The organism is Faecalibacterium sp. I3-3-89, from assembly GCF_023347275.1.
GTDB lineage: Bacteria > Bacillota > Clostridia > Oscillospirales > Ruminococcaceae > Faecalibacterium > Faecalibacterium butyricigenerans.
The window spans coordinates 2,791,315-2,816,187 of record NZ_CP094468.1 but is presented as its reverse complement, the minus strand read 5'-3'; the positions used below and the strand labels follow the sequence as shown (position 1 = coordinate 2,816,187).

General features: G+C 60.6%; 21 protein-coding genes and 2 tRNA genes. 17 read left to right on the top strand and 6 right to left on the bottom strand.

Features of this window, described 5'->3' with window-relative positions:
- Positions 1-376: 376 nt before the first annotated feature.
- The 15 genes from rpmH to MTP38_RS13540 all read left to right on the top strand — a co-directional run bounded on the left by rpmH (position 377) and on the right by MTP38_RS13540 (position 17,084).
- Positions 377-511 (top strand): 50S ribosomal protein L34, encoded by a 135-nt coding sequence (rpmH, locus tag MTP38_RS13610; RefSeq protein WP_005924258.1) that lies wholly within the window; start codon positions 377-379, stop codon positions 509-511.
- Between the two features lie 275 nt (positions 512-786).
- Entirely contained in the window at positions 787-1,182 is a 396-nt protein-coding gene (gene rnpA, locus MTP38_RS13605; RefSeq protein WP_227621359.1) for a ribonuclease P protein component, read from the top strand.
- Entirely contained in the window at positions 1,179-1,469 is a 291-nt protein-coding gene (gene yidD / locus MTP38_RS13600; protein ID WP_330221121.1) for a membrane protein insertion efficiency factor YidD, read from the top strand. Before rnpA ends, yidD begins: the two co-directional genes overlap by 4 nt.
- A 159-nt stretch (positions 1,470-1,628) precedes the next feature.
- Positions 1,629-2,714, top strand: a complete 1,086-nt coding sequence (locus tag MTP38_RS13595; protein WP_249233862.1) for a YidC/Oxa1 family membrane protein insertase — start codon at positions 1,629-1,631, stop codon at positions 2,712-2,714.
- A gap of 5 nt (positions 2,715-2,719) precedes the next feature.
- Positions 2,720-3,856: an RNA-binding cell elongation regulator Jag/EloR gene (gene jag / locus MTP38_RS13590; RefSeq protein WP_249233861.1), complete on the top strand. Its 1,137-nt coding sequence runs from the start codon at positions 2,720-2,722 to the stop codon at positions 3,854-3,856.
- A 298-nt stretch (positions 3,857-4,154) separates the two neighbouring features.
- Complete coding sequence (locus MTP38_RS13585; protein ID WP_249233860.1) at positions 4,155-5,966, top strand: 5'-nucleotidase C-terminal domain-containing protein; 1,812 nt, start codon at positions 4,155-4,157, stop codon at positions 5,964-5,966.
- Positions 5,967-6,094: 128 nt separating this feature from the next.
- Entirely contained in the window at positions 6,095-7,462 is a 1,368-nt protein-coding gene (mnmE, locus tag MTP38_RS13580) for a tRNA uridine-5-carboxymethylaminomethyl(34) synthesis GTPase MnmE (RefSeq protein WP_249233859.1), read from the top strand.
- 693 nt (positions 7,463-8,155) lie between these two features.
- The gene (gene mnmG / locus MTP38_RS13575) at positions 8,156-10,033 is read left to right on the top strand and encodes a tRNA uridine-5-carboxymethylaminomethyl(34) synthesis enzyme MnmG (protein ID WP_249233858.1); all 1,878 of its coding nucleotides are present in this window, start codon (positions 8,156-8,158) and stop codon (positions 10,031-10,033) included.
- A gap of 804 nt (positions 10,034-10,837) precedes the next feature.
- Positions 10,838-11,545, top strand: coding sequence for a 16S rRNA (guanine(527)-N(7))-methyltransferase RsmG (rsmG, locus tag MTP38_RS13570; protein ID WP_249233857.1), 708 nt, complete (start codon positions 10,838-10,840; stop codon positions 11,543-11,545).
- A gap of 158 nt (positions 11,546-11,703) precedes the next feature.
- Complete coding sequence (locus MTP38_RS13565) at positions 11,704-12,498, top strand: ParB/RepB/Spo0J family partition protein (RefSeq protein ID WP_227621949.1); 795 nt, start codon at positions 11,704-11,706, stop codon at positions 12,496-12,498.
- A 914-nt stretch (positions 12,499-13,412) separates the two neighbouring features.
- Positions 13,413-14,258 carry a ParA family protein gene (locus MTP38_RS13560; RefSeq protein WP_227621822.1) on the top strand — a complete coding sequence of 282 codons (846 nt, stop codon included), beginning with the start codon at positions 13,413-13,415 and terminating at the stop codon, positions 14,256-14,258.
- A gap of 18 nt (positions 14,259-14,276) precedes the next feature.
- Positions 14,277-15,143, top strand: a complete 867-nt coding sequence (locus MTP38_RS13555; protein ID WP_249233856.1) for a ParB/RepB/Spo0J family partition protein — start codon at positions 14,277-14,279, stop codon at positions 15,141-15,143.
- A gap of 188 nt (positions 15,144-15,331) precedes the next feature.
- Positions 15,332-16,660 (top strand): serine--tRNA ligase, encoded by a 1,329-nt coding sequence (gene serS, locus MTP38_RS13550; protein WP_227621824.1) that lies wholly within the window; start codon positions 15,332-15,334, stop codon positions 16,658-16,660.
- Positions 16,661-16,844: 184 nt separating this feature from the next.
- Positions 16,845-16,921 (top strand) — tRNA-Met (locus MTP38_RS13545).
- A gap of 91 nt (positions 16,922-17,012) precedes the next feature.
- Positions 17,013-17,084 (top strand) — tRNA-Glu (locus MTP38_RS13540).
- 360 nt (positions 17,085-17,444) lie between these two features.
- Here the strand turns inward: MTP38_RS13540 and MTP38_RS13535 are convergent.
- Genes MTP38_RS13535 through MTP38_RS13515 form a run of 5 tightly spaced genes read right to left on the bottom strand, consistent with a single transcriptional unit; the run spans position 17,445 to position 21,042 of the window.
- Positions 17,445-18,107 (bottom strand): HAD family hydrolase, encoded by a 663-nt coding sequence (locus MTP38_RS13535; RefSeq protein WP_249233855.1) that lies wholly within the window; start codon positions 18,105-18,107, stop codon positions 17,445-17,447.
- Positions 18,108-18,128: 21 nt separating this feature from the next.
- A complete protein-coding gene (locus MTP38_RS13530) occupies positions 18,129-19,508 on the bottom strand; it encodes a PH domain-containing protein (RefSeq protein WP_249233854.1) in 1,380 nt (459 codons plus the stop codon).
- Positions 19,505-19,936 (bottom strand): PH domain-containing protein, encoded by a 432-nt coding sequence (locus MTP38_RS13525; RefSeq protein ID WP_227621827.1) that lies wholly within the window; start codon positions 19,934-19,936, stop codon positions 19,505-19,507. Before MTP38_RS13525 ends, MTP38_RS13530 begins: the two co-directional genes overlap by 4 nt.
- Entirely contained in the window at positions 19,933-20,598 is a 666-nt protein-coding gene (locus tag MTP38_RS13520) for a potassium channel family protein (protein ID WP_249233853.1), read from the bottom strand. Before MTP38_RS13520 ends, MTP38_RS13525 begins: the two co-directional genes overlap by 4 nt.
- Positions 20,599-20,628: 30 nt before the next feature.
- Positions 20,629-21,042, bottom strand: coding sequence for a potassium channel family protein (locus MTP38_RS13515; protein WP_249233852.1), 414 nt, complete (start codon positions 21,040-21,042; stop codon positions 20,629-20,631).
- A gap of 908 nt (positions 21,043-21,950) precedes the next feature.
- On the opposite strand from MTP38_RS13515, the gene MTP38_RS13510 reads away from it, so the two are divergent.
- Together MTP38_RS13510 and MTP38_RS13505 are read left to right on the top strand one after the other, a co-directional pair.
- Positions 21,951-22,781, top strand: a complete 831-nt coding sequence (locus tag MTP38_RS13510) for an undecaprenyl-diphosphate phosphatase (RefSeq protein ID WP_249233851.1) — start codon at positions 21,951-21,953, stop codon at positions 22,779-22,781.
- A gap of 152 nt (positions 22,782-22,933) precedes the next feature.
- Positions 22,934-24,058, top strand: a complete 1,125-nt coding sequence (locus tag MTP38_RS13505; protein ID WP_249233850.1) for a DUF362 domain-containing protein — start codon at positions 22,934-22,936, stop codon at positions 24,056-24,058.
- 66 nt (positions 24,059-24,124) lie between these two features.
- On the opposite strand, the gene MTP38_RS13500 is transcribed toward MTP38_RS13505, so the two are convergent.
- A complete protein-coding gene (locus MTP38_RS13500) occupies positions 24,125-24,733 on the bottom strand; it encodes a hypothetical protein (RefSeq protein WP_249233849.1) in 609 nt (202 codons plus the stop codon).
- Between the last annotated feature and the right edge of the window lie 140 nt (positions 24,734-24,873).

The window sequence follows — 24,873 nt, the reverse complement described above, 5'->3', positions numbered from 1 at the left end:
AGTACATCCACTCCATTGAAGTTTTCAACAATGCTGCTGATACTAGGTTAGTATACCACAAAAATCTCCCTGCGTCTATATTATATAAGGTAATTTATAATACATAAAAAAGACATACCTGCGTCTTGGAAATAGACTTGTGTCCAAGGCGCAAAAAAGACACAAGATATTGTGGCTGAAAAGTTTTCCACGGGGAACGGGTGAAAAAGTTGAAAGTTTCTCCACAAAGATTTTTCAAAAAAGTTTGCAGGAAAGCGAAAAAAATGCTTGACAGAATGCCATAGTGTGCGATATACTGTTGAATTGCAAGCCTGTCCCCATTTTGGGACCAGAATAGACCCCATATGGGGACGAGTTTTTACGGAGGATACGAACCATGAAGAGAACTTTTCAGCCCAAGAAGCGTCAGCGCAAGGAAGTTCATGGCTTCCTGACCCGCATGAGCACCAAGAATGGCCGCAAGGTCATCAACGCACGCCGTGCTAAGGGCCGCAAGAGCCTGACCGTCTGATCCTGAGCCTTATGCATCAGGTCCGGCGCAGAATGGAATATGCGCAAAAAGGCCGCTGATATTGGATTGGCGGTCTTATTTTTTTTACCCGGCTTTCGGAAAAAAGGCCGGAAAAAAGCGGCAGATAGTCGCATTGCCTAAAAAAACGGTCAAAGATTTGGCAGAGAAAACGCCCGGATGAGCTTTTCATGTCGGCGTTTTTTTGCTATACTGAACACTGAGCATTGCCTTTTTCCGGGTGATGCTCCCACATCACCTGAAGGGAGGCGCACAGGATGCGCTATCGTCCCATCCGCCGCAACGGCGAGTTTGGCCGCGTGTATGCCCGCGGCAAGTCCTATGTCAATCAGGCGCTGGTGCTCTATGTCCTCAAGACGCGGAGCAAGCGCACCCGGGTGGGCCTGACGGCCACCAAGAAGATCGGCCATGCCGTCCAGCGCAACCGCGCCCGCCGCGTCATGAAAGCCGCCATCGACGAGCATCTCGACTACAACATCGGCGGCTACGACCTCGTTTTCGTGGCCCGGGGCATGACCCCCCGGCTCAAGAGCTGGCAGCTCAGTGCCATCGTGGCCAAGCTTTTCGCGCAGGCCGGACTGCCGGATAAGGCGAAGCAGCCGGGCGCAAAGCCTCCTGCCACCCTGCCTCCGGCCCGCAGACCCGAGGCGTGAGCATCTTTCAGAAGGCCCTGTGCGGGCTGATCCGGCTCTACCAGCGGTTTATCAGCCCGGGTCTGGGCCGGAACTGCCGCTTTTCCCCCTCGTGCAGCCAGTATGGCATCGAGGCCATCCGCACCCACGGCTGCCTCAAGGGGCTGCTGCTGACCGGATGGCGGATCGCCCGGTGCAATCCGCTGGGCCGCTGGGGCTACGATCCCGTGCCGGAGAAGGGCCGCTGGAAAAATCCGGCCCGGCACTTGTCGGCGTCGGCCCTGTTTTCCACAAGACACGAAAAATAAGTGGAAAACGAACCTCTCCGTCACGCCTGCGGCGTGCCACCTCCCCTAATGAGGGGAGGCTAAGAGGAAAAGCTATTATAATGCTTCTTGTGACGTGCTGAGCTGTGGGCGGTGCGTCCTACGATAAAAATAACCGTCCCGCACCACAGGCGGGGCAGAATGGACAGAGACATGAATATTTTGTACATCCTCGGTGTACCTCTCGGCTATGTGATGGAGTGGATCTACAACCTCATCCCGAACTATGGCTGGGACATCATCATCTTCACCATCGTCATCCGCCTGCTCAGCATCCCGCTGCAGCTCAACCAGCAGAAGAGCATGGCCAAGATGTCGGCATTCCAGCCGATGATCGCGGACATCCAGAAAAAGTACAAGGACAAGCCCGACAAGCAGCAGGAAGAGCTGATGAAGCTCCAGCAGGATTATGGCTATAAGCCCACGGCCGGCTGTATGCCGATGCTGGTCAACTTCCTTGTCATGTTCGGCGTCATCGAGGTCGTGTACCGTCCGCTGCAGCGCATCTTCCACATCGGTGCGGACGCCATCAATGCCGCAGGCAGTGCCATGGAAGCCCTGGGCATCAGCTTCACGCAGGTGACGCGGGACACCAACATCATCGAGCAGGTGCTGGCAGGGGAGAGCAGCGTCACCTCTGTGTTCACCGCCGACCAGCTGAGCACCATCACCGAGTTCGGCAACCACATGGATTTCTTCGGCATCGACCTGACCCGTGTGCCCCAGTATAGTCTGGCAGCGGACAACCTGCCCCTGCTGATCTTCCCCATCCTCGCAGTCGTTACCATGTTCATCTCCACCCACATCAGCATGAAGGCCTCCGGTCAGGAGATGCAGGGCAGCATGAAGCTGACCATGTATATGATGCCTCTGATGTACGTCTTCTTCTGCTTCACCGTGCCCTGCGCATTCTCTCTGTACTACGTCATTTCCAACATCGTCATGACCGTCCAGACCCAGATCATGCGCAAGATCTATGACCCTGAGAAGATGAAGGAGCAGGTCAAGGCCGAGATCGCGTCCCGCAGGAAGGAAGAGAAGCGCGGCGTGAAGAGCACCACCATCAAGGTCAAGGACGAGAAGACCGGTGAGGTCGTGGAAAAGAATATCTCCGCCAGCGAGATGAACAAGCGCCGCCTCGAGTACGCCCGCCAGCAGGATGCGGAGCGCTACAAGGACGAGCGCACCGTCCCGCTGAGTGAGCTGGAACACAAAAAGGAGGATTGACGGTTATGATCCGTACTCAGGAAGCGACCGGCAAGACGGTCGATGAAGCACGCATCAACGCCTGCGCTCTGCTGGGCGTGGAGAAGGACGACATCAACGTCAGCTACGAAGTGCTGGAAATGCCCCAGAAGACTGGTTTTCTGGGCCTGAAGCTCACCCCCGCCAAAGTCCGCGTCAGCGTTGAGCTGCCGGACGAGCCGGTGGCTGCGCCTGCTGCTCCGGTCGCTGCGCCTGCCCCCGTCGTGGAGGAAAAGGCTGCACCGGCTGAGCCTGTCGTGGAGGAGACTGCCCCCGAAGCCCCCGCTGCTGAGGCCCCTGCCGCACCGGCAGAGGAAGCTGCCCCTGCCGAAGAGCAGGCCGCTCCCGCCTCTGAGGGCGAAGAGGTGGAAGTTCCTATCTGCATCGAGGAGAATGCCAAGGTCCAGGCCGCGGTGGACTACCTGAAGGACGTCATCGAGAAGATGGGCGTGCAGGATGTCAGCTTCAGCGCCGTGCAGAAGGGCGAGGCCACCATCATCCGTCTGAACGGTGAGAAGATGGGCGCCCTCATCGGCCGCCGCGGCGAGACGATGGAGAGCCTGTCCTATCTGGCAAGCCTCGTGGCCAACCGCCTCGAGGGCGATTACATCAAGCTGGGCCTCGATGTGGCCGGCTACCGCGACAAGCGCGAGAGCGACCTGACCGCACTGGCACAGCGCATCGGCACCAAGGTGCGCCGCACCGGCCGCAGCTTTGCGATGGAACCGATGAACCCCTACGAGCGCCGCATCATCCACTCTGCCATCGGCAAGATGGAGGGCGTCCGCAGCGAGAGCAAGGGCGAGGGCCGTGACCGCCGTGTAGTCATCTATTCCACCGACCCCAACGCTGTGGCCGAGAGCGCAAATGCACGTCCCCGCGGCCCCCGCGGCGGTCGTGACCGCAACAGCAATGGCCGTGGCGGCAGCTACCATCGCGGCGGCAACGGCGGCCGGAATGGCCGCGGTCCCCGCAGCGGCGGTCCTCGCAGCAGCTACCGCTCCAATGTGCCCGAGCGCACCTATACCCCGCGTGACGCCGAGAGCGCTGCCCCCGTGGCACCCAAGCGCACCGAGCGTGTGGACGATTTCGCCGATCTGAGCTTCGGCAAGATCGAGCTGTAAACGCAAATCGATAAGACCCTCTCCCGCAGCACGGACGCTGTGGGGGGAGGGTCTTTTTGCATAAAAGGAAATACTATAAATTTACCTGTTCTTTTCGTGAAGATGGTTTACGATAAAAAGCATTTGTGAGAGAATTGTTTCGGAAGAAAAGTCGTTCTTATCGGAAAATTGGAGAATATGTCCAATTCTGAGAGAAATTTTTCTCCTACTTGTACATTGTAAAACAGGGCAGGCAAGTTTTATACTAAAGCTACAAGTGCTTCGGAATCTATACCAAGCCGAAAAGAGAGGAATTACTATGGAACAGAATAAGATCTCCCGCCGCAATTTCCTGCGTGTGGCCGGTGCATCGGCTACTGCCGCCGCAATGGGCGGTCTGGCCCCTGCCGCTTCGGCAGCCGGCATCAAGGACCTGTGGAGCATGGACCTGCAGATCCTCGCCACCAGCGACACCCACGGCAAGTTTGACCCGTGGGATTACGCTGCCAACAAGGCAGACGCCTCCGGCAGCGTAGCCCAGCAGGCCACCGCCATCAAGGAGAACCGCACCAAGACCACGCTGGTCGTGGATGCAGGCGACACCATTCAGGCAAACTCTGCCGAGCTGTTCCTGAACGACGATGTCCACCCCATGATCGCCGCCCAGAATGCCATCGGCTATGACATCTACGTCACCGGCAACCATGAGTACAACTATGGCATGGCCACGCTGGAAAAGGTGCTCTCCCAGCAGAAGGCAAAAGTCCTGACCGGCAACGTCTACAGCCCCGAGGGCAAGCCTCTGGCGGATGGCTACACCATCATCAACAAGGGCGGCGTCAAGATCGGCGTCATCGGCATGGTCACGCCCAACATCACCCGCTGGGATGCCAAGAACCTCGAGGGCTGGACCGTCACCAACCCCGTGGACGAGAGCCGCAAGATCATCGACAAGATCAAGGATGAGGTGGACGTCATCCTCGGCGTCATGCACATGGACACCGACAACGAGTACGGCGTCTACGGCTCCGGCGTCACCGATCTGGCCAACGCCTGCCCGGAGTTCGACGTCATCGTCGCCGCCCACGGCCATAGGAGCATCCCCAACATGATGATCAACGGCGTGCTGGTGGTGGAGAACAAGAACGCCGGTGCCACCGTCTCTGACATCCACATCTACCTCCAGCGCGACTGGACCGGCAAGTGGAAGGTGAAGGACCGCACCTCTGAGAACCTGACCATCAAGGACTACGCTCCCGACCCCGAGCTGACCGCTCTGCTGGCTGAGTACGACCAGCGCGCCAAGGACGACGCTGTCACCCCCATCGGCCAGCTGGTCGGCGGCGATCTGGCCCCCGAGAACGAGATCGACTGCCTGCCGCAGGCCATGGTGCAGGATACCGCTCTGCTGGACTTCGTCAACGAGGTACAGATGTACTACACCGGTGCTCAGGTGGCAGCAACGTCCCTGACCTCCATGACCTCCCAGATGCGGGAGGGCACCATCCGCAAGTGCGACATGGCAAGCATCTACACCTACCAGAACACCCTGTACAAGCTGCAGATGAACGGCCTGCAGCTGCGCAAGTTCATGGAGTGGTCGGCTGCCTTCTTCAAGACCTGGGAGCCGGGCGACGTGACCATCGCTTTCGACTCCTCCGTCCGCTACTACCTGTACGATGCCTTTGAGGGTGTCAAGTACGACCTCGACGTTTCTCAGCAGCCGGGCAACCGCATCCACAACCTGACTTGGATGGATGGCCGTCCGGTGGAGGACAGCGACGTCTTCGTGGTGGCCGTCAACAACTACCGTGCCACCACCCAGCTGCTGACCTATGCTGACATCTTCGCACCCGGCGACGAGCTGCCCAAGCTGCTGGAGATCGACGTGCGCGGCGATGTGGGCGGCGTCCGCGAGCTGCTGGGCGAGTACATCCGCACCGTCAAGGGCGGCACCATCGAGCCGCATGTGAACAACAACTGGAAGATCGTGGGCAACAACTGGAACGCTGCCGACCACCAGAAGGCCGTCAAGCTGCTGCGCGAGGGCAAGCTGGCTCTGTCGGAGAACGCCGACAGCCGCACCCTGCCCAGCAAGGCTATCACCACGGCGGATATTGCCGCATTCTGATTTTTTCTTACACGCAGCGGGGCGTGCAGTCTTTCGGGGCTGCACGCCCTTTTTGCGCAGCATATTTCTTTTTTTGGCGGTTCGTGGTAGAATATACTGTATTCATCTGCGAACAAGGAGGGGAGAAGATGCAGCATTCGACCATTGCGGCCATCGCAACGGCCCCGGGCGCAGGCGGCATCGCCGTCGTGCGGCTGTCCGGCCCGGAAAGCTATGAGGTGGCGGAGAGGGTGTTCCGCCCGGCCAACCCGTCGAAGAAGGTGGCGGAGGCCAAGGGCTATACGGCCATGTTCGGCGCATTCGTGGAAGGAGAGGACGCTTTTGATGAGGGGGTGGCGCTGTTTTTCCGCGCGCCCCACAGCTACACCGGCGAGGATGTGGTGGAGCTTTCCTGCCACGGCGGAAGTGCGGTGGCCCGGCGGCTGGTGGAAGCCTGCATCGCGGCGGGCGCGTCGCCTGCCGCCCCCGGCGAGTACACCCGCCGCGCCTTCCTGAACGGCAAGCTCAGCCTGACGCAGGCAGAGGCGGTCATGGACCTCATCTCTGCCGATGGCCGACAGGGGGCAGCACTGGCGAATGCCTCCCTGAACGGTGCGCTGTCCCGGAAGATCACGGCACAAAAGGACGCGCTGACGGCCTTGCAGGCCCATCTGGCGGCTTGGGTGGACTTCCCGGAGGAGGATGTCCCCGAGCTGAGTCAGAGCCATCTCTGCGCCGTTTTGGGCGGGGTAGAGCGGGAACTGGATGCCCTCATCCAGAGCTATGACGCGAGCGCTGTCCTCCGCGAGGGCGTGGACTGCGCCATCGTGGGCCGGCCGAACGCGGGCAAATCCACCCTTCTGAATCTGCTGGCCGGGTTCGACCGGGCCATCGTCACGCCGGTGGCGGGCACGACCCGGGATGTGGTGGAGCAGGCCGTCCAGCTGGGCGATGTCCGGCTGAACCTCTTCGACACCGCCGGTCTGCGCCAGACGGAGGACGCCATCGAGGCCGAGGGTATCCGCCGCAGCTGGAAGAAGCTGGAGGAGGCGGGCTTGATCCTCGCCGTCTTTGACGGCTCAGAGCGCCCGACTCGAGAGGATCTGGAGCTGGCAAAGCGCTGCGCGGGCCGTCCGGCCATCGCGCTGGTCAACAAGGAGGACAAGCCCTCCCAGTTCGATGCCGAGTGGATCGCACCCTATTTTGCGATGGTGCTGCCGGTCTGCTGTCAGGAGGAGGGGGCGCGGAAGGTCATCGCAGCGGCTGTGGCCCGTCTGCTGGGCACGAGCCAGATCGACCCCCATGCCGCCAGCCTCTCGGGGCAGCGGCAGCTCTCCGCTGCCACCCGCGCCCGGGATGCGGTGTCCGGTGCGCTGGACGCCGCACAGGGGCTGGGGCTGGATGCTGTGTCGGTCTGTGTGGACGATGCGCTGGACGCCCTCTGTGAGCTGACCGGGGAGAATGCCTCGGAGGCGGTCATCAATGAGGTGTTTGAAAGATTCTGTGTGGGGAAGTAAAAGGGATGGTCAGAGGGGAGAGCGCGCGGTTGAGTTCTCTTTAAGCAGGTTCGCGCGCTGGTAGCGCGGGGCAGTTTTTTCTTTCGGTCAAGTGGCTTGCGCTCCGCGCGGGCCAGAGGCAGGGAGGGGTGTTTCGACTCCCCCCTCCCTACCTCTGGACTCCACTCTCCCCGCAACGAGTTAAGGGCTGCTCGCCCTTAACAATTCCAATGTGGAAGTCGAAACGGAAAAAAGCTAGCCGCTGCGCTTAACGCTTTTTTCTCGTTTCTCCCATTTGCTGCTTCGCAGCAGACTTTACGCCCTTGCAGGACGTGAAGTCCTGCTGAAACGTAACACCATCGGCGGAGCCGTAAACCGGAGAAGTACAAAAAATGCGTTTAGCGAAGCGGCTAGCATTTTTGTGCTTCGACAACTCCTTTGGGGTCTGAAAGGGGCGAGCAGCCCCTTTCTCGTGCCTCCCGCGCCTCGAAAGTAGCGGGTGCTTTTCTGGTTCTCTTTTGGCACGCAAAAGAGAACTTAACCCCGCGTAACCGCGCTCTACTCCCGCGCCACCAGCGCGAAATCCCACTTAAAGAAAACCTAGCCCTACTGCAACAGCAATCTGCCCCAGCGCGAGAACCATTTCTGGTTCTATTCTGGTATACAAAAAGAACTTCGCTTTACGAAAAATCGATCGAGGAAAAATAGACAGCAATGAACCATTTAGGAGACTACGACGTTATCGTCATCGGTGCCGGTCATGCGGGCATCGAAGCGGCCCACGCCGCCGCGATGCTGGGCGCAAAAACGGCAGTGTTCACCCTGAGTCTGGACGCCATCGGCAATATGCCCTGCAACCCCAGCATCGGCGGAACGGCAAAAGGTACGCTGGTACGCGAATTAGATGCACTGGGCGGCGTGATGGGTCTGGCGGCAGACGCCACCTATTTACAGAGCCGGATGCTCAACAAGGGCAAAGGCCCTGCCGTTCACGCCCTGCGCGTCCAGACCGACCGCAAGCGCTACCACGAATATATGAAGCACGCCCTTGAGCTGACGCCGGGCCTTGCCATCCATCAGGCAGAGGTGGTCTCTGTCGAGGTGGAGGATGGTCGCGTGAAGGGCGTTGTCACCCAGCTGAACGGGGAATATGGTGCAAAATGTGTGGTCATCGCCACCGGCACCAACCTCGGCGGCAAAATTTTTGTGGGCGATGCGTGGTATGCCTCCGGCCCCGACGGGATGCACGCCGCCAACGCCCTGACTGAGAGCCTGAAAGCCGCCGGTCTGCCGCTGCGCCGGTTCAAGACCGGTACGCCTGCCCGGGTGCATCGGCGGAGCATTGACTTCTCCCAGCTGGAATGCCAGCCCGGAGACCCGGACAACGAGCTACAGCCTTTCAGCTTTATGACCGATGCGCCCATGCACAATAAGGTGGAGTGCTGGATCGCCTACACCAACCCCGAGACCCATCGGATCATTCTGGACAACATCCAGCGCAGCCCCCTCTACGGCGGCATGATCGAGGGCGTCGGCCCGCGCTACTGCCCGTCCATCGAGGACAAGGTGGTGCGGTTCGCAGGGAAGGAGCGTCACCCCATCTTTGTGGAACCCTGCGGCGAGAACACCGAGGAGATGTACTTGCAGGGCGCGTCCAGCAGCCTGCCGGAGGACGTGCAGAATGCATTCTACCGGAGCATCAAGGGCTTTGAGCAGATCGAGATCATGCGCCCGGCTTATGCCATCGAATACGACTGCGTAGACCCCACGAGCCTTGAGGCTACGCTGGAAAGCAAGGTGGTGCGAGGCCTCTACGGCGCGGGACAGTTCAATGGCACCTCTGGCTATGAGGAGGCAGCCGCGCAGGGACTTCTGGCCGGTCTGAACGCCGCCCGGAAGGCGCTGGGCGAGAGCCAGCTGATCCTGCCCCGGCAGTCCAGCTATCTCGGCACACTGGTGGACGACCTCGTGACCAAGGGCGTCATGGACCCCTACCGGATGATGACCAGCCGCAGCGAGTACCGGCTGACCCTCCGGCAGGACAATGCCGACACCCGTCTGACGCCCATCGGCAGGGAGTACGGCCTCGTGCAGGACGACCGCTGGACAAAGTACCAGCAGACGCAGGCGGTGCTGGACACCGAGCGCCGCCGCCTGCATGACGCCCATCTGCGGACGGCAGACCTGCAGGAAGCCATGAAGGCGGCGGGCCTTGCCCCGGCCGCAGAGGGCGGCATTGCCGAAGAGCTGCTGCGCCGCCCGGAGATCGATTACCCGCTCGTTGCGGGCATCATCGGCTGGGGCGAGGGCGTGACCCCCATGCTGGCGGAGCGGCTGGAAACGGAGATCAAGTATGCGGGCTACATCGCCCGGCAGGACCGGATGATCTACGAGGTGGCCCGCCACGAAAAGACCCTCATCCCGGAGGATTTTTCCTACGAGGGTCTCACCGGCCTGACGCTGGAAGCCCGCGAGAAGCTGGCCCGCATCCGCCCGAAGAATCTGGGGCAGGCGGGACGCATCCCGGGAGTGTCGCCCTCGGATGTGGCGCAGCTGAGTATTGCGCTGGCGGCAAATAATGCGAAAGCGTAAAGCCTGAGGCAAAACGGAGTGTGCGAAAAAGGGAAACGATATTGCGCGCTGGTGGCGCGGGGTTAGAGCGCGGTTACGCGGGGCTAAGTTCTCTTTTGCGTGCCAAAAGAGAACCAGAAAAGCACCAGCGATTTCGACGCGCTGGATCCACGAGAAAGGGGCTGCTCGCCCCTTTCAGACCCCGAAGGAGTAGTCGAAGCACAAAAATGCTAGCCGCTTCGCTAAACGCATTTTTTGTACTTCTCCGGTTTACGGCTCCGCCGATGGTGTTACGTTTTCGCAGAACTTTACGTTCTGCAAGGGCATAAAGTCTGCTGCGAAGCAGCAAATGGGAGAAACGAGAAAAAAGTGCAACAGCGACGACCGCTGCCTGCGGCGGATGCAGGGAGGAGCTGTTGGGGCCGCGGTCAGCAGGACACGAGTGCCGCTCAAGGCACGAAGTGGACGCTGGGCACCGCAACCTGTCTTAGCGCAGCGGCTAGCTTTTTTCCGTTTCGACTTCTTCTTTGGAATTGTTAAGGGCGAGCAGCCCTTAACTCGTTGCGGGGAGAGTGAAGTCCAGAGGTAGGGAGGGGGGAGTCGAAACACCCTTCCCTGCCTCTGGCCCGCGCGGAGCGCAAGCCGCTTGACCAAAAGAAAAACTCCCTCGCGCTACCAGCGCGCAATCCCACTTAAAGAAAACCAAGCCTTACTGCAACAGCACTCTACCCCTCGCGCCACCAGCGCGAGAGACAGCAATATACCCTTTTGATAGATGCTATTTTTAAAAATTGCGATAAGCTTTTGTGAAATGAGGATAAGTTTATGATCGATAAAAGCCGACTGGAACAGAAATGTTCCACATGGAACATCACGCTCACCGGCACCCAGCTCGACCAGCTGGATGCCTTTGCTCAGATTCTGGTAGAGTACAACCAGAAAGTCAACCTGACCGCCATCACCGACCCGGAGGGCATTGAGGACAAGCATTTCCTCGACAGCCTGCTCTTTGCGTCCCAGCCCGAGGTGGCGGGGAAGATGGTGGACGTCGGCGCGGGCGCAGGCTTCCCGGGCATCGTGACGAAAATTTACAAGCCTGAGCTGGAGCTGACCCTGATGGAGCCGACCGGCAAGCGGGTGGAGTTCCTGAAATATGCCTGCGGCCAGCTGGGCCTTACCGGCGTGGAGTTCGCTAAGGAGCGCGCCGAGGAGGCTGCCCGGAAAGCGTGGCGTGAGCAGTTCGATTTGGCTTCGGCCCGCGCAGTGGCGGCTCTGCCCATGCTGGCAGAATACTGCCTGCCGCTGGTGAAGGTGGGCGGAAATTTCCTCGCCATGAAGGGCGCATCCGGCGAGGAGGAGCTTGCTGCGGCACGGGGAGCCATCAAAAAACTGGGCGGCGAGTACAGAGAGACCCGCACCTTGCATCTGCCGGGGGGCGACACCCGCACCCTCATCCTCTGCAAAAAGATTTCGCAAACTCCGACTGCCTACCCCAGAAACGGCGGAAAAATTGCGAAAAGTCCGCTGAAATAACGAAGCATCGAACAGAAAATGCAAGACCCTGCCGAACGAAACTTCTGGCAGGGCCTTTTGTTTTCTGGTAAACTGGGAACGTAAGCAACCGAGCTTTCCACGTTTTCCCGGGAAAGTGTGGAAAACCAAGACGATTCCAGACGAAAAGGGGCGGTATCATGTTTGAGAGAAAGAAATCTGCCGGAAAAATCTACGCTCTCCCCATCGAGAGCATCCAGCCGTCGCCGTTTCAGGCGCGGACCCATTTTGATGAGCAGGAGCTTGCGGGGCTTGCGGCCAGCATCCGGGAAAATGGCCTGCTGCAGCCCATTGCGGTGCGAAAGCGGGAGGATGGCTACGAGCTGGTAGCGGGGGAGCGGCGGCTCCGGGCCTGCAAGATGGCGAAGATGCAGACCATCCCGGCCATCCTCTGCGACTACGCCGACGAAAAGACAGCGGCGATGGGGCTTCTGGAAAATTTGCAGCGGGAGGACCTGAATCCCTTTGAACAGGCGCAGGGCCTGCGGGATGTGATGGTCCTCTGGGACTGCACGCAGGCCGAGGCGGCCAAGCGGCTGGGAATGGCCCAGCCGACGCTGGCCAACAAGCTGCGCCTCTTACAGCTGACGCAGGACCAGCGGCAGTTCGTGCTGGACAACGGCCTCACGGAGCGTCACGCCCGGGCGGTGCTGCGCCTGCCCGAGAATCGCCGCAGCGAGGCCCTCATCACCATCGCCAAGCGGAAGATGAACGCCCGAGCCACCGACCTGTACATCGAGCAGCTGCTCAACGAAGCGGCCCCGGGGAGGCATCGCATCTCGATGGTGAAGGATGTCCGCATCTTTGTGAATACCATCGACCATGCTATCCGCCTCATGACCGATAATGGTGTTCCGGCCACGGCCCACCGGGAGGAAAGAGATGGGTATATCGAGTATACGGTGCGCATCCCGACGGCAGCGGCACAAAGGTAAGGGGGAGAGAGCCGGTGTTCCATGTGGAACATTGGCTCTTTTTCTTTTGAGTGGGCTGAGTAGGCGTGCGCGCTGGTGCGCGGGTTAAATCGTTGTTGAGGTAGGGCTTGATTTTCTTATGAACGGTTTCGTGCGCTTGTGGCGCGGGGTTAGAGCGCTGTTGCGGTAAGGCTAAGTTCTCTTTTGCGTGCCAAAAGAGAACCAGAAAAGCACCAGCGATTTCGACGCGCTGGATCCACGAGAAAGGGGCTGCTCGCCCCTTTCAGACCCCAAAGGAGTAGTCGAAACGGAAAAAAGCTAGCCGCTGCGCTTAACGCTTTTTTCTCGTTTCTCCCATTTGCTGCTTCGCAGCAGACTTTACGCCCTTGCAGAACGCAAAGTCCTGCTGAAGCGTAACACCATCGGCGGAGCCGTAAACCGGAGAAGTACAAAAAATGCGTTTAGCGAAGCGGCTAGCATTTTTGTGCTTCGACTTCCTCTTCGGAATTGTTAAGGGCGAGCAGCCCTTAACTCGTTGCGGGGAGAGTGGAGTCCAGAGGTAGGGAGGGGGGAATCGAAACACCCCTCCCTGCCTCTGGCCCGCGCGGAGCGCAAGCCGCTTGACCGAAAGAAAAAACTTAATCCGCGCCACCAGCGCGAGAACCTGCTTAAAGAAAAACAAGCTCTACTGCAACAACGCTCTGCCCATACGCCGCAGCTTTATTGCTAAAAATCAATTTTCAACCTCAAAGAATGCAAAAAATAAATGCTGAATCTGCATTTCCTACGGTAAAATTATAAAGAAGCAGTTCAAAAAGCCGCGCTGATGTGCTATACTAGGCTGTATGAGAGGCCCACGGAGGGGAAAACGGCGGGCTTCGTCCTCGAAATGTTCCATGTGGAACAAATCTTTTTCCCGGAAGGAAGCAAGTAGCGTGGCAAAAATCGTTGCTGTTGCAAACCAGAAGGGCGGCGTGGGCAAGACCACCACGGCCGTCAACCTCTCGTCCTGCGTGGCGGCGCTGGGCAAAAAAGTGCTCATCGTGGACCTCGACCCGCAGGGCAACACCACCACCGGCTATGGCATCTCCAAGCGCAGCGTGGACATTGGTACTTATGAGATCCTCATCGGCGAGGCCGACGCGCGGCAGGCTGTCCGCAAGACGGAGTTCCGCACCGATGTCATCGGCTCCAACACCCGCCTCGCGGGCGCAAGCCTTGAGATGATCGACCTGCCGGGCCGCGAAAGCCGCCTGCGGAAGGCGCTGGCCTCCATCCAGCAGGACTACGACTTCATCTTTATCGACTGCCCGCCGAGCCTCGACCTGCTGACGCTGAACGGCCTGTGCGCCTGCGACAGCATCCTCATCCCGGTGCAGTGCGAGTATTACGCGCTGGAGGGCCTGTCGGAGCTGGTCAGCACCCTCAAGACGGTCCGCAAAAAGTACAACGCCTATCTGGACATCGAGGGCGTGGTGTTCACCATGTTCGCAGTCCGCTACAACCTGACCCTTCAGGTGGTGGAGCAGGTCAAGAAGTATTTTGGAAACAAGGTCTATCAGACCACCATTCCCCGCAGCATCCGCGTCTCGGAGGCCCCCAGCTACGGCCAGCCCATCAACTTCTATGAGCCGAAGGGCAAGGGCAGTGAGGCCTATATGGATCTCGCCATCGAGTTCGTGAAGCGAAACCGTCCCGCCGAGGCCGCGCCCAAGCGCCGCCGGAAAGCCGCTGCCCCCGTCGAGACGATGGGGCTGACCGACGGAAAGACGGAAGGCTAAGGGGGAGAGAGGAGACCAATGGCAAAAGGAAGAGGAGGACTGGGCCGGGGGCTGGAAAGTCTGTTTGAAGACGCGGCCCCCAGCTTTGAGTCCGATACCAGGATCGAGACGTTACCCCTGCGGGAGATCGAGCCGGACCCCTGCCAGCCCCGCAAGACCTTCGACGACGAGACGCTGGCAGAGCTTTCGGCCAGCATCGCGGAGCATGGTTTGTTGCAGCCCATCGCGGTGCGGCCCCGGGCCTCCGGCGGCTACCTCATCGTAGCCGGTGAGCGCCGCTGGCGTGCCAGCCGGATGGCGGGACTCACTGAGGTGCCGGTCATCGTCAAGGATGTGACCGACGAGCAGGCAATGGAACTGGCGCTGGTGGAGAACCTCCAGCGCGAAGACCTCGACCCGGTGGAAGAGGCGGCGGGCATCCGCGAGCTGATGGACCGCTGCGGCCTGACGCAGGAGCAGGCCGCCCGCAAGCTGGGCAAGAGCCGCAGTGCGTTGGCCAACATCCTGCGTCTGCTGACTCTGCCGGACTCGGTGCTCGAACTGCTGAAAAGCGGCTTCATCACCATCGGCCACGCAAAGGTGGTCTTGGGCCTGCCGACGCCGGAGCTTCAGGCGGAAGCGGCCCAGATGATCGCAGACAACCAGCTGAATGTCCGTCAGGCTGAGGCCCTCTGCAAAAAGCTGGCCAAGCCCGCGAAAGAGCCTGCGGCCCCGCCGCTGCCCAGCGCCCTGCCGGTGGAAGTGGAAGAAAGCCTCAAGCAGGCACTTGGCAGCGAAGTCCGTGTAGCCTACCACGACGGCAAGGGCAAGCTCACCGTCCATTTCTATTCAGACGACCAGCTGAAGGCCTTCGCCAATCTGCTGGGGCAGTACAGCGTGGAGTAAGCCTCTCAGAGCCTTCGGCGAAGAGAACGAATTTTACGAAATGCCAAGGCCTCTCCTCGGTAGGAGAGGTTGAGCGCAGCAGCCGCTCAAGATAGTGAATTTAGCGTACCAAGGCGGGGAACACCGCCTTTGAACGGCACAGCGGAGAACGCTCCCTGTGCAAGCAATAGAGTATAAGGAGAGTTATCATGCTTGACATCAAATTTGTCCGCGACAACCCGGATGCGGTCAAGGAAAACATCAAGAAGAAATTTCAGGATGCAAAGCTCCCCCTCGTTGACGAGGTCATCGAGAAGGACGCCAAGTACCGTGAGTGCCTGAAGGAAGTGGAAGCCCTCAAGGCCGCCCGCAACAAGCTGAGCAAGGCCAACGGCCCCCTGTTCGGTCAGCTGAAGAAGTGCGACGACGAGGCCAAGAAGGCGGAGCTGCAGGCCCAGATCGACGCCAACAACGCCGCCGTCAAGGCAGACGCCGACAAGATGGCAGAGCTGGAAGCCGAGGAGGCCAAGCTCTCCGCACGCATTCAGGAGATCATGTACACCATCCCCCAGATGATCGACCCCAGCGTGCCCATCGGCCCGGACGACACCTACAACGTCGAGGCACAGCGCTTCGGTGAGCCTGTCGTGCCCGATTTCCCCATCCCGTACCACACCGAGATCATGGAGAGCTTCGACGGCATCGATATGGACGCCGCAGGCCGCGTGGCCGGTAATGGCTTCTACTACCTGCTGGGCAACATCGCCCGCCTGCACGAGGCTGTTCTGGCCTATGCCCGCGACTTCATGATCGACAAGGGCTTCACCTATGTCATCCCTCCCTTCATGATGCACGGCAACGTGGTGCAGGGCGTCATGTCTTTCCCGGAAATGGACGCTATGATGTATAAAATCGAGGGCGAAGACCTCTACCTCATCGGCACCAGCGAGCACACCATGATCGGCCGCTTCATCGATGAGACTCTGGACGAGGCCACTCTGCCCCTGACCCTGACCTCCTACAGCCCCTGCTTCCGCAAGGAGAAGGGCGCACACGGCATTGAGGAGCGCGGCATCTACCGCATCCACCAGTTCGAGAAGCAGGAGATGATCGTCGTCTGCCGCCCCGAGGAGAGCGCCGACTGGTATGAGAAGCTCTGGAAGAACTCCGTCGAGCTGTTCCGCAATATGGAGATCCCCGTCCGTCAGCTGAACTGCTGCTCCGGCGACCTCGCCGACCTGAAGGTCAAGAGCTGCGACATCGAGGCTTGGAGCCCCCGTCAGCAGAAGTATTTCGAGGTCTGCTCCTGCTCCAATCTGGGCGATGCACAGGCACGCCGCCTGCACATCCGCGTCAAGGGCAAGGACGGCAAGACCTATCTGGCCCACACCCTGAACAACACCTGCGTGGCTCCTCCGCGTATGCTCATCGCATTCCTCGAGAATCATCTGCAGGCCGACGGCAGCGTCACCATCCCCAAGGTGCTGCAGCCCTACATGGGCGGCCTCGAGGTCATGGTTCCCGTCCATAAGAAGTAAGCCTGTTTTCCACAGGACTTGCATAAAGCGTTGAAAACTCCCGCCATCCCCGCCGGATGGCGGGAGTTTTTGCGTGCAGGCGGGGAAGAAGAAAAATTTTCGGATTTTTTCGAAAAAGCTGTTGACAAAACGGGGGATGTTGGATATAATAATAAAGCACTGTTCAAGTGCAACAAATAAATATGGCGGTATAGCTCAGTTGGCTAGAGCATTCGGTTCATACCCGAAGTGTCACCGGTTCAAATCCAGTTACCGCTACCACATTACAGAGTTTCGCTAAGATAAGGGGGACGGTCGTCCGCAATAGTGGATGATGGAAGTCGGAGGTTTTAGCGAAGCTCTGTATTTATAAGGCCCGTTGGTCAAGCGGTTAAGACACGGCCCTTTCACGGCTGTAACATGGGTTCGATTCCCGTACGGGTCATAAAAAAGCTCCTCAATCTTAGGATTGAGGAGCTTTTTTATGCAAGCCGAACGAGGAATCGAAGGAACACGGGCCGCCCGCAGGCGGCAAAAAAGAGTCCGGTGGACTCTTTTTTAGTGTTCGGGTCCCACGAGTCAGGAATGTCTACCGTGGTTGCTGCGGTCTGGGCGCAAGGGCGTTTTTTGTTAGACCCGTACGGGAATCGCAACAATGACGACCGCTGCCAGCGGCAGAAACAGGGAGTCATTGTTGGGGCCGTGGCCAGCAAGACGCGAGTGCTGTCCAAGGCACGAAGCGGATGCTGGGAGCCACAACCCGGGACAGGGCGGCGGCGCGTAGCGCCGTAAGCAATCAGCTTTTTCAGTGTTTTTCGCAGCGCAGATAGGCCAGAATATCCTCCGGCTTCGCGGCCAGCGCGTCCGCACCGGCCGCGGTAAGCTCCGCCTCGCCTCGGAAGCCCCAGAGAACGCCCAGAGCGGGCAGACCGGCATTGTGCCCGGTGAGGATGTCCACATCGCTGTCGCCCACAAAGAGGGTGCTCTCCGGCGCTGCGCCGAGGTCTGCCATCAGGGAGTAGACACCGGCCGGGTCGGGCTTGGTGGGCACACCGGGACGGCTGCCCCGCACCAGCGAAAAGCTGCCCGGGCCGAAGTAGTGCTCGATGATCTTTCCACAAAAAGCGTCCGCTTTGTTGGAAAAGACGGCGGTCTGGATGCCCTCGGCCTTCAGCGCGGCTAGAAGCTCGGGGATGCCGGGGTAAGGGGCGGTCTTATCCTCCTTGTGGGCGTCGTACCGGGCCGAGAACTCGGCCAGCGTCGCGGCCAGCCGCTCCGGCGTCCGGGCCTCAGCGGGGGAAAAGCGCTCCACCAGCTTGGGGATGCCGTTGCCGACAAAATGCTTGTAGGTCTCCACCGGAAAGGTGGGCCAGCCGTGCTGGGTGCAAACCCAGTTGGCGGCGTCGGCGAGGTCGTCGATGGTGTTTAAAAGGGTGCCATCGAGGTCGAAAAGAATGGTTTTTATCATGAGAATCAGACTTCCTTTGCTTTATGTTTTCTGCTCCACCGCGGCAAGACAAGGTTCGGCGTCCTGCACGGGGATGCTGCGCACCTTGAGCCGTACCTGCCCGGGCAGAGCCAGCGTCAGGGTAAGCCGCTGGTAACGGGCCGCCCACGGTGATTGGAGGGTGCGCAGGCAGACATCCGGGTGGAGCACACAGATGCAGTGGAGATAAACGCCCTTCTGCCGCCGCAGAGTGAAGCGGCCCTCCCGCAGCCAGATGCCCTCCCGCAGCCAGCCCATCAGCCCGCCGGTCAGAAAGATTGCAGACACTGCCGTCGGGATGAGCAGTGTCACCGTGAGGGCGGGCAGGACGGTGCGGGAGACCAGCACCAGCAGCAGACACAGCCCGAAGGGGATGCCGGCAGGCGCGAAGAAGACGGCGCTGCGGTGAGCGAGACTGGGCCGGATGTCCGGCGGCATCCGGAACTCGGGCAGAAGCTCCCGGAACAGTGCTTCCTGCCCGGAGCGGTAGACGAAAAGAGGCAGCTCCGGGCGGCAGCTGCCCGCCACCACGAACACCGGCCACCGCTTCATCAGCCGGGCGGTGGGGGAGAATCGGACGTCCGCATAGCTCACCTCGCGGCTCCGCACCCGGAACTCGAACCGGGACAGCCAGCCGCCCCGGCTCCCCAGCTGGTCGGCGGTGTGCCAGACCGTGTAATGGATGGTCTGGGCGAAGCTGCGCCCGAGGCTGGCCCCGAAGAGCGTCCCGGCCAGCACCAGCATCCACGCCGCACCGGCGGGCAGCCAGTGAGCCGCGAACCGGACAAGGACGTTCAGCCGGGAGAGGGCCAAAGCTTCCGCCGTGAGGGGAAAGGGGCGGCTCTGCCGGATAGCCAGATAGAGGAGGGCCAGCGTAGACAGGACGTTGGCCCCCAGAAGCACCATCGCCGCCCGCTCGCCGCCTGCGGGCCGGTGACAGACCGGGTCACAGATGGGCATGAGGCGGTCAGCCAGCTCTTGTGCGTCCTCCTTGTACAGGTAAAGGGTGACGGCTCGCTTGGCAGGCTGGCCCACCGGGTAGAGAACCACCCGGCTGGCCCCCATCAGCCGGAACAGCAGGGGCCGCTCGATGGTCAGCGCGGCCAGCGCCTCGCCCCGCAGGATGCGCTCCTGCTTGGCGGCGAAGGCCCACTGCAGCCGAAGCACCCCCGCGTCGTCCAGCGCCCAGCTGCTTGCCTCCAGCAGCACCCAGCTTGCCCCGCAGAGGAAGAGCAGCAGCGCGGCGTCCTGCCGCAGAGCGGTCAGCAGAGCGCTCAGGCTGAATTCCAGCAGGGCGTTTGCCAGTGGCAGCAGACAGAGGAGGAACGTCTTGCGCAGGAAGCGGAGGGCTGCGAGGGGGTGATAATGCCGCTTTTGGGTCATGGTGCCTCCTCCGCCAGAATGTGGGCCAGAAGTCCGGCCTGCTGGGCCGGGATGGCGGGCAGGATGAGCTTTGCGCCCGGGGCCGCCACGATGAGCAGCGACACGCCGCCCAGCCGCATCAGAGGTGTGCGGAGGAGCCGGACGCTGGTAACGGCTCGGCGGGGCAGGACCTGCCGCAGGGGGACCGCTGCGCCGGAATAGACCGTCACCGTCCGCGCCCCCAGCACGGCGGCAAAGCTGCAGGCCCGCGCCCAGAGGCAGTAGAGGAGGGCGGCCCAGAGCAGGCAGAAGCCCGCCCCGGCGGCGAGGCTCTGCCAGAACACGAAGGGCGCAGCAAACAGCCCCGGCACCGCCGCCCAGACGCAGAGGACGGCCCGGCCGGAGGGCGGGATGATGACGGCGGTGCGCCGCAGCTCCTGCTCGGTCACTTGCCGCTGAGGCCCCACGCCTCGGTGAGCTGATGGAGGCTGTCGTCCCGGGTCAGGCAGAGGATGTGGTCCCACGGCAGCAGGACGGTGCTGCCGTGGGGGATGATGAACTCGGTGTCGCGGGTGATGCTGACCAGAATGGTGTCGCCCGGGATGGGGATGTCCATGATGGCCTTGCCCGCGTAGATAAAGCTCTCCGGCAGCAAGATCTCGTTCAGGCTGGCGGTGCCGCCGCCCAGCGAGAGGAGCTGGCGGATGGTGTCCGTCTCGATCTCCCGCTCGAGGATGTGGCTCAGGTTGTCGGTGCCGCAGACCACGGTGTCCACGCCAAGGGTGTGGAGCAGCTCGCGGTTCTTGGGGTTGGAGGCACGGGCCACGGTGCGGTTCACGCCGAACTCCCGCTTGGCGATCTGGCAGGCCACGAGATTGTCCTCGTCGGAGCCGGTCACGGCCACAAAGGCGTCGCAGCTGGCCGTGTCGGCGGTGCGCAGAGTGTCCACGCTGATGGAGTCGCCGCAGATGACCGGGATGTCCAGCATATCGGCCAGCATCCGACACTGGCTCTCCACTGGCTCAATGATGACGACGCTGTGGCGGTTGGACAGCAGGCTTTGGGCCAGATAACGGCCCACACGCCCGCCGCCCGCAATACAAACTTTCATAATATTACCTCGTTGTACGGAAAGTATCGGTTATTTGGACAGAGAACGGAACACAGCCTGCTCGGTGAGGACGGTGGGGCAGATGGTGTCCAGCTCATAGGCCTTGTGGTAGAGCACCTGAAGATGGGGGTCAGAGACGCGGCAGATGACCTTCTCTCGCTGGAAGAGGCTCTTGGCGATCTGCGCGGCCATGAGGTTGAGGGAATCGTCCTCGCTGACAGCGGCCACCGCGTCGCAGTTCTCGATGCCGCCCTGACGCAGCACATCGGGGTCGGTGGGGTCGCCCACAAGGGCGTTGCCGCTGAACGTATAGTCATCGAAGCCGTCCAGCCGCTTGAGCTGCTCGGAGTCCCTTTCGATGATGGAGATGTCATGGCCGATGCGCTCCAAGTCCCGCACCAGTGCTGCGCCCACCTGGTCGCAGCCGATCACTAGAATGTTCATAGGATTACCTCACTCTATAGAATTGCATACGGTAAAAGAGAAAAATGGGGGAAGGCTTCACGCGCCTGTGCGCGGGGCAGAGCGCTCTTACGCTAGGTTAATGTTCTCTTTTGCGTGCCAAAAGAGAACCAGAAAAGCACCAGCGATTTCGACGCGCTGGATCCACGAGAAAGGGGCTACTCGCCCCTTTCAGACCCCGAAGGAGAGGTCGAAACGGAAAAAAGCTAGCCGCTGCGCTAAACGCTTTTTTCTCGTTTCTCCGACTTGCTGCTTCGCAGCTGGTGTTACGTTCTTGCAAGGCGTGAAGTTCAGCGGCGACGTGAAATCTTCGGCGGAGCCGTAAATAGGAGAAGCACAAAAAAATGCGTTTAGCGAAGCGGCTAGCATTTTTGGGCTTCGACTTCCGTCTTGGGTTTGTTAAGGGCGAGCAGCCCTTAACTCGTTGCGGGGAGAGTGGAGTCCAGAGGTAGGGAGGGGGGAGTCGAAACACCCCTCCCTGCCTCTGGCCCGCGCGGAGCGCAAGCCGCTTGACCAAAAGAAAAAACTTAATCCGCGCCATCAGCGCGAGAACCATTTCTGGTTCTCTTTTGGCACGCAAAAGAGAACATTAGCCTTAATGAAAAAGCGATTTGCCCCGCGCCACAAGCGCGAGAACCAACTTAAAAAAAGCCAGCCCTACTGCAAGAGCGCTCTGTCCCGCGCCACCGGCGCGAAAACCATCCCCCTGAAATCTATATCTCAGTATAGCATATTTTCCCCCGCAGATAAATAGAAAAGCGGTAGGGGAACCGAAGGCAAAATTTCAGCTTTCTAATGCAGAGCGGGCCGGAATATGGTATACTGAAGCCGTATGACGAAAAGAATCACAAAAGCCCGTGCGCCCGGCGTGCGGCAGGAGGAGTGCGTATATGTTTCTTGAGATCATCAAAGCGATTTTGATGGGCATCGTGGAGGGCATCACCGAGTGGCTGCCCATCTCGTCCACGGGCCATATGATCCTGCTGGAGCAGGTGGTGAAGTTCAACGCCAGCGAGGAGTTCATGTCCATGTTCCGGGTGGTCATCCAGCTGGGTGCCATCCTTGCGGTGGTGGTGCTGTTCTGGGGCAAGCTGTGGCCCTTCGGCCTGCGGCATGGCCGCGTCATCTCGAAGCCCAGCGTCTGGCAGCTCTGGTTCAAGGTGGTCGTCGCCACCCTGCCGGTGCTGGTCATCAGCCCGCTGGACGACTGGATGGAGACCCGCTTCTACAACTACATTACTGTGGCCGCGATGCTGATCCTCTATGGTGTCCTCTTCCTTCTGGTGGAGAGCCGCTGCATCCAGCCCCGTGTGACCCGTCTGGAGCAGATCACATACCGCGACGCCCTCATCGTCGGCATCTGGCAGATGCTGGCCATCATCCCCGGCACCTCCCGCTCGGGTGCGACCATCGTGGGCGGCCTGCTGCTGGGCCTCTCCCGCGCCTGTGTGGCAGAGTTCACCTTCTACCTCGCCATCCCGGTCATGGCGGGAGCCTCCCTGCTCAAGGTGCTCAAGTTCGCTCTCTCCGGTGTCGCCATCACCGGCACCGAGATCGCCGTTCTGGCGGTGGGCTGCGTGGTGGCCTTCGTGGTCAGCCTTGCGGCCATCCGCTTCCTGATGGGCTATGTCAAGCGCCACAACTTCACCTTCTTCGGCATCTATCGCATCGTTCTCGGCCTCGTGGTGCTGGCCGTGGCTGCGGTGTCTGCTATGATGTAACAGCTTATGATCCTCTCAAAGCCCCTCGCCCCGGCGAGGGGCTTTTCTTGCGCCCACCATCCCGGCGTGCTATAATATTTTCAGAGAGTATAAGCGCGGCGAAGGTGCGCCGTGCACCTGAGAATGTCAAAAGAGAATGGGAGGAAAAACCGATGGAAGCATCGACCGTCTACTATACTGATTTCCGCTGCCCTGTGGGAACCAGCCTCACCGAAAAGCTGCGTCGGCTGTGCATCGCGGCAGGCATCAAGAACATCGACATGGAGGGCAAGTTCGTTGCCATCAAGATGCATTTCGGCGAGCTGGGCAATCTGGCCTATCTGCGCCCCAACTATGCTAAGGTAGTCGCCGACCTGTGCAAGGAGCAGGGCGGTATGCCCTTTTTGACCGACTGCAACACCCTGTATCCGGGCAGCCGCAAGAACGCCCTCGAGCACCTCACCTGCGCCCAGCTCAACGGCTTCTGGCCCATGACCACCGGCTGTCAGGTCCTCATCGCCGATGGCCTGCGGGGCACCGATGAGGTCGAAGTGCCTGTGCCCAACGGCGAATACTGCAAGACCGCAAAGATCGGCCGCGCCATCATGGATGCCGACATCTTCATCAGCCTGAGCCACTTCAAGGGCCACGAGTCCACCGGCTTCGGCGGTGCCATCAAGAACATCGGCATGGGCTGCGGCTCCCGCGCGGGCAAGATGGAGCAGCACGCCTCCGGCCACCCGGCCGTACAGGAAGACCTCTGCCGCGGCTGCCACCGCTGCGCCAAGGAGTGCGGCTCGGACGCCATCCGCTACAACGAGAAGAACAAGGCCGTCATCGATCAGGACAAGTGCAAGGGCTGTGGCCGCTGCATCGGTGCCTGCAACTTCGACGCCATCTACGCTCTGTGCGACAACGCCAACGAGATGCTCGACCGCAAGATGGCCGAGTATGCCGCTGCCGTCTGCGATGGCCGCCCCACCTTCCACATCAGCCTCGTGCAGGACATCAGCCCCAACTGTGACTGCCACGTCGAGAACGACGCTCCCATCCTGCCGGACATCGGGATGTTCGCGTCCTTCGACCCGGTGGCCCTCGATCAGGCCTGTGCCGATGCCTGCCTGAATGCCGCTCCGCTGCCCAACAGCCAGCTGGGCCAGAACCTCGCCACCCCGGGCTGGAACTGCCACCACGACAACTTCAAGGATTCCAACCCCAACATCGAGTGGAAAGCCACCCTCGAGCAGGCTGAGAAAGTCGGCATGGGCACCCGTGCCTACACCCTCAAGAAGGTCTGAGCCTTAAACCAAAGGCCGGACGCCTCCCGCACAAAAGCGGAAAGGCGTCCGGCCTTTTTGTTCGTCTTAATACTCGCCCTTTGCCTCCGGCACGAGGGGGTCTACGACCTCTTCGAGGGCGTTCCAGTCCTTCTCAGAGAAGGTCAGCTTGTCGGCCTCGAGGCCCACATCGTCAAGACGGCCTGCCATGGCGTCCTTATCTTCCAGCAGGGCGGCGGCATCCTCTTTTATCATGGGCCATGCCTCGGCAAAGCCCTCCTGCTCGAGGTCGGAGAGGTTGTCGTACCACTGGGTGTAGGCGTCCTCAATGGCCGCGTCGGTGCGGGCGGAGAGGTTGGCCTCGTCGGCCCAGACCAGCAGGGTGGCTGCGGCCTGCACGCTCTTGAGGGAGCAGCCGGACACGCCCGGCCCCCAGCCGAGGCTCGGCGCAAAGGCGGCTGCGGTGCCGTCCACGCTGAACAGGGAGTTCTCGTCGAAGTCCTTGTTGAACAGCCCGGAGGTGTCGGCCTGCACGGTGCTGCTGGGTGCGCTCTCGCTGCTGGCGCTGGACGACGACGGGCTGGACGCCGAGGAGCTTGCGTGGGAGGCGTCATCGCTGGTGTCGGAGCAGCCGACCAGCAGGCCGCAGAGCAAAGCCGCGCTCACAAGGAGCGAAAGGATACGCTTTTGAGTCATAAGGGAGGACCTCCTTCTATCTGCGCCCGGCGCCGGGCCGGGAAAAATATCTCTCTGAGACTAGTATACTGTTCTGCCGCGCGGTTGTCAATCGGCCTTGGGACGAACAAATTTATTGCCCCGGCGCGGCGGGGCCGGAT

What these genes read in the sequence shown, in the direction of transcription:
- rpmH (WP_005924258.1), top strand. Translation starts at nt 377, where the DNA reads ATGAAGAGAACTTTTCAGCCCAAGAAGCGTCAGCGCAAGGAAGTTCAT.
- rnpA (WP_227621359.1), top strand. Translation starts at nt 787, where the DNA reads ATGCGCTATCGTCCCATCCGCCGCAACGGCGAGTTTGGCCGCGTGTAT.
- MTP38_RS13595 (WP_249233862.1), top strand. Translation starts at nt 1,629, where the DNA reads ATGGACAGAGACATGAATATTTTGTACATCCTCGGTGTACCTCTCGGC.
- jag (WP_249233861.1), top strand. Translation starts at nt 2,720, where the DNA reads ATGATCCGTACTCAGGAAGCGACCGGCAAGACGGTCGATGAAGCACGC.
- MTP38_RS13585 (WP_249233860.1), top strand. Translation starts at nt 4,155, where the DNA reads ATGGAACAGAATAAGATCTCCCGCCGCAATTTCCTGCGTGTGGCCGGT.
- mnmE (WP_249233859.1), top strand. Translation starts at nt 6,095, where the DNA reads ATGCAGCATTCGACCATTGCGGCCATCGCAACGGCCCCGGGCGCAGGC.
- mnmG (WP_249233858.1), top strand. Translation starts at nt 8,156, where the DNA reads ATGAACCATTTAGGAGACTACGACGTTATCGTCATCGGTGCCGGTCAT.
- rsmG (WP_249233857.1), top strand. Translation starts at nt 10,838, where the DNA reads ATGATCGATAAAAGCCGACTGGAACAGAAATGTTCCACATGGAACATC.
- MTP38_RS13565 (WP_227621949.1), top strand. Translation starts at nt 11,704, where the DNA reads ATGTTTGAGAGAAAGAAATCTGCCGGAAAAATCTACGCTCTCCCCATC.
- MTP38_RS13555 (WP_249233856.1), top strand. Translation starts at nt 14,277, where the DNA reads ATGGCAAAAGGAAGAGGAGGACTGGGCCGGGGGCTGGAAAGTCTGTTT.
- serS (WP_227621824.1), top strand. Translation starts at nt 15,332, where the DNA reads ATGCTTGACATCAAATTTGTCCGCGACAACCCGGATGCGGTCAAGGAA.
- MTP38_RS13535 (WP_249233855.1), bottom strand. Translation starts at nt 18,107, where the DNA reads ATGATAAAAACCATTCTTTTCGACCTCGATGGCACCCTTTTAAACACC.
- MTP38_RS13530 (WP_249233854.1), bottom strand. Translation starts at nt 19,508, where the DNA reads ATGACCCAAAAGCGGCATTATCACCCCCTCGCAGCCCTCCGCTTCCTG.
- MTP38_RS13520 (WP_249233853.1), bottom strand. Translation starts at nt 20,598, where the DNA reads ATGAAAGTTTGTATTGCGGGCGGCGGGCGTGTGGGCCGTTATCTGGCC.
- MTP38_RS13515 (WP_249233852.1), bottom strand. Translation starts at nt 21,042, where the DNA reads ATGAACATTCTAGTGATCGGCTGCGACCAGGTGGGCGCAGCACTGGTG.
- MTP38_RS13510 (WP_249233851.1), top strand. Translation starts at nt 21,951, where the DNA reads ATGTTTCTTGAGATCATCAAAGCGATTTTGATGGGCATCGTGGAGGGC.
- MTP38_RS13505 (WP_249233850.1), top strand. Translation starts at nt 22,934, where the DNA reads ATGGAAGCATCGACCGTCTACTATACTGATTTCCGCTGCCCTGTGGGA.
- MTP38_RS13500 (WP_249233849.1), bottom strand. Translation starts at nt 24,733, where the DNA reads ATGACTCAAAAGCGTATCCTTTCGCTCCTTGTGAGCGCGGCTTTGCTC.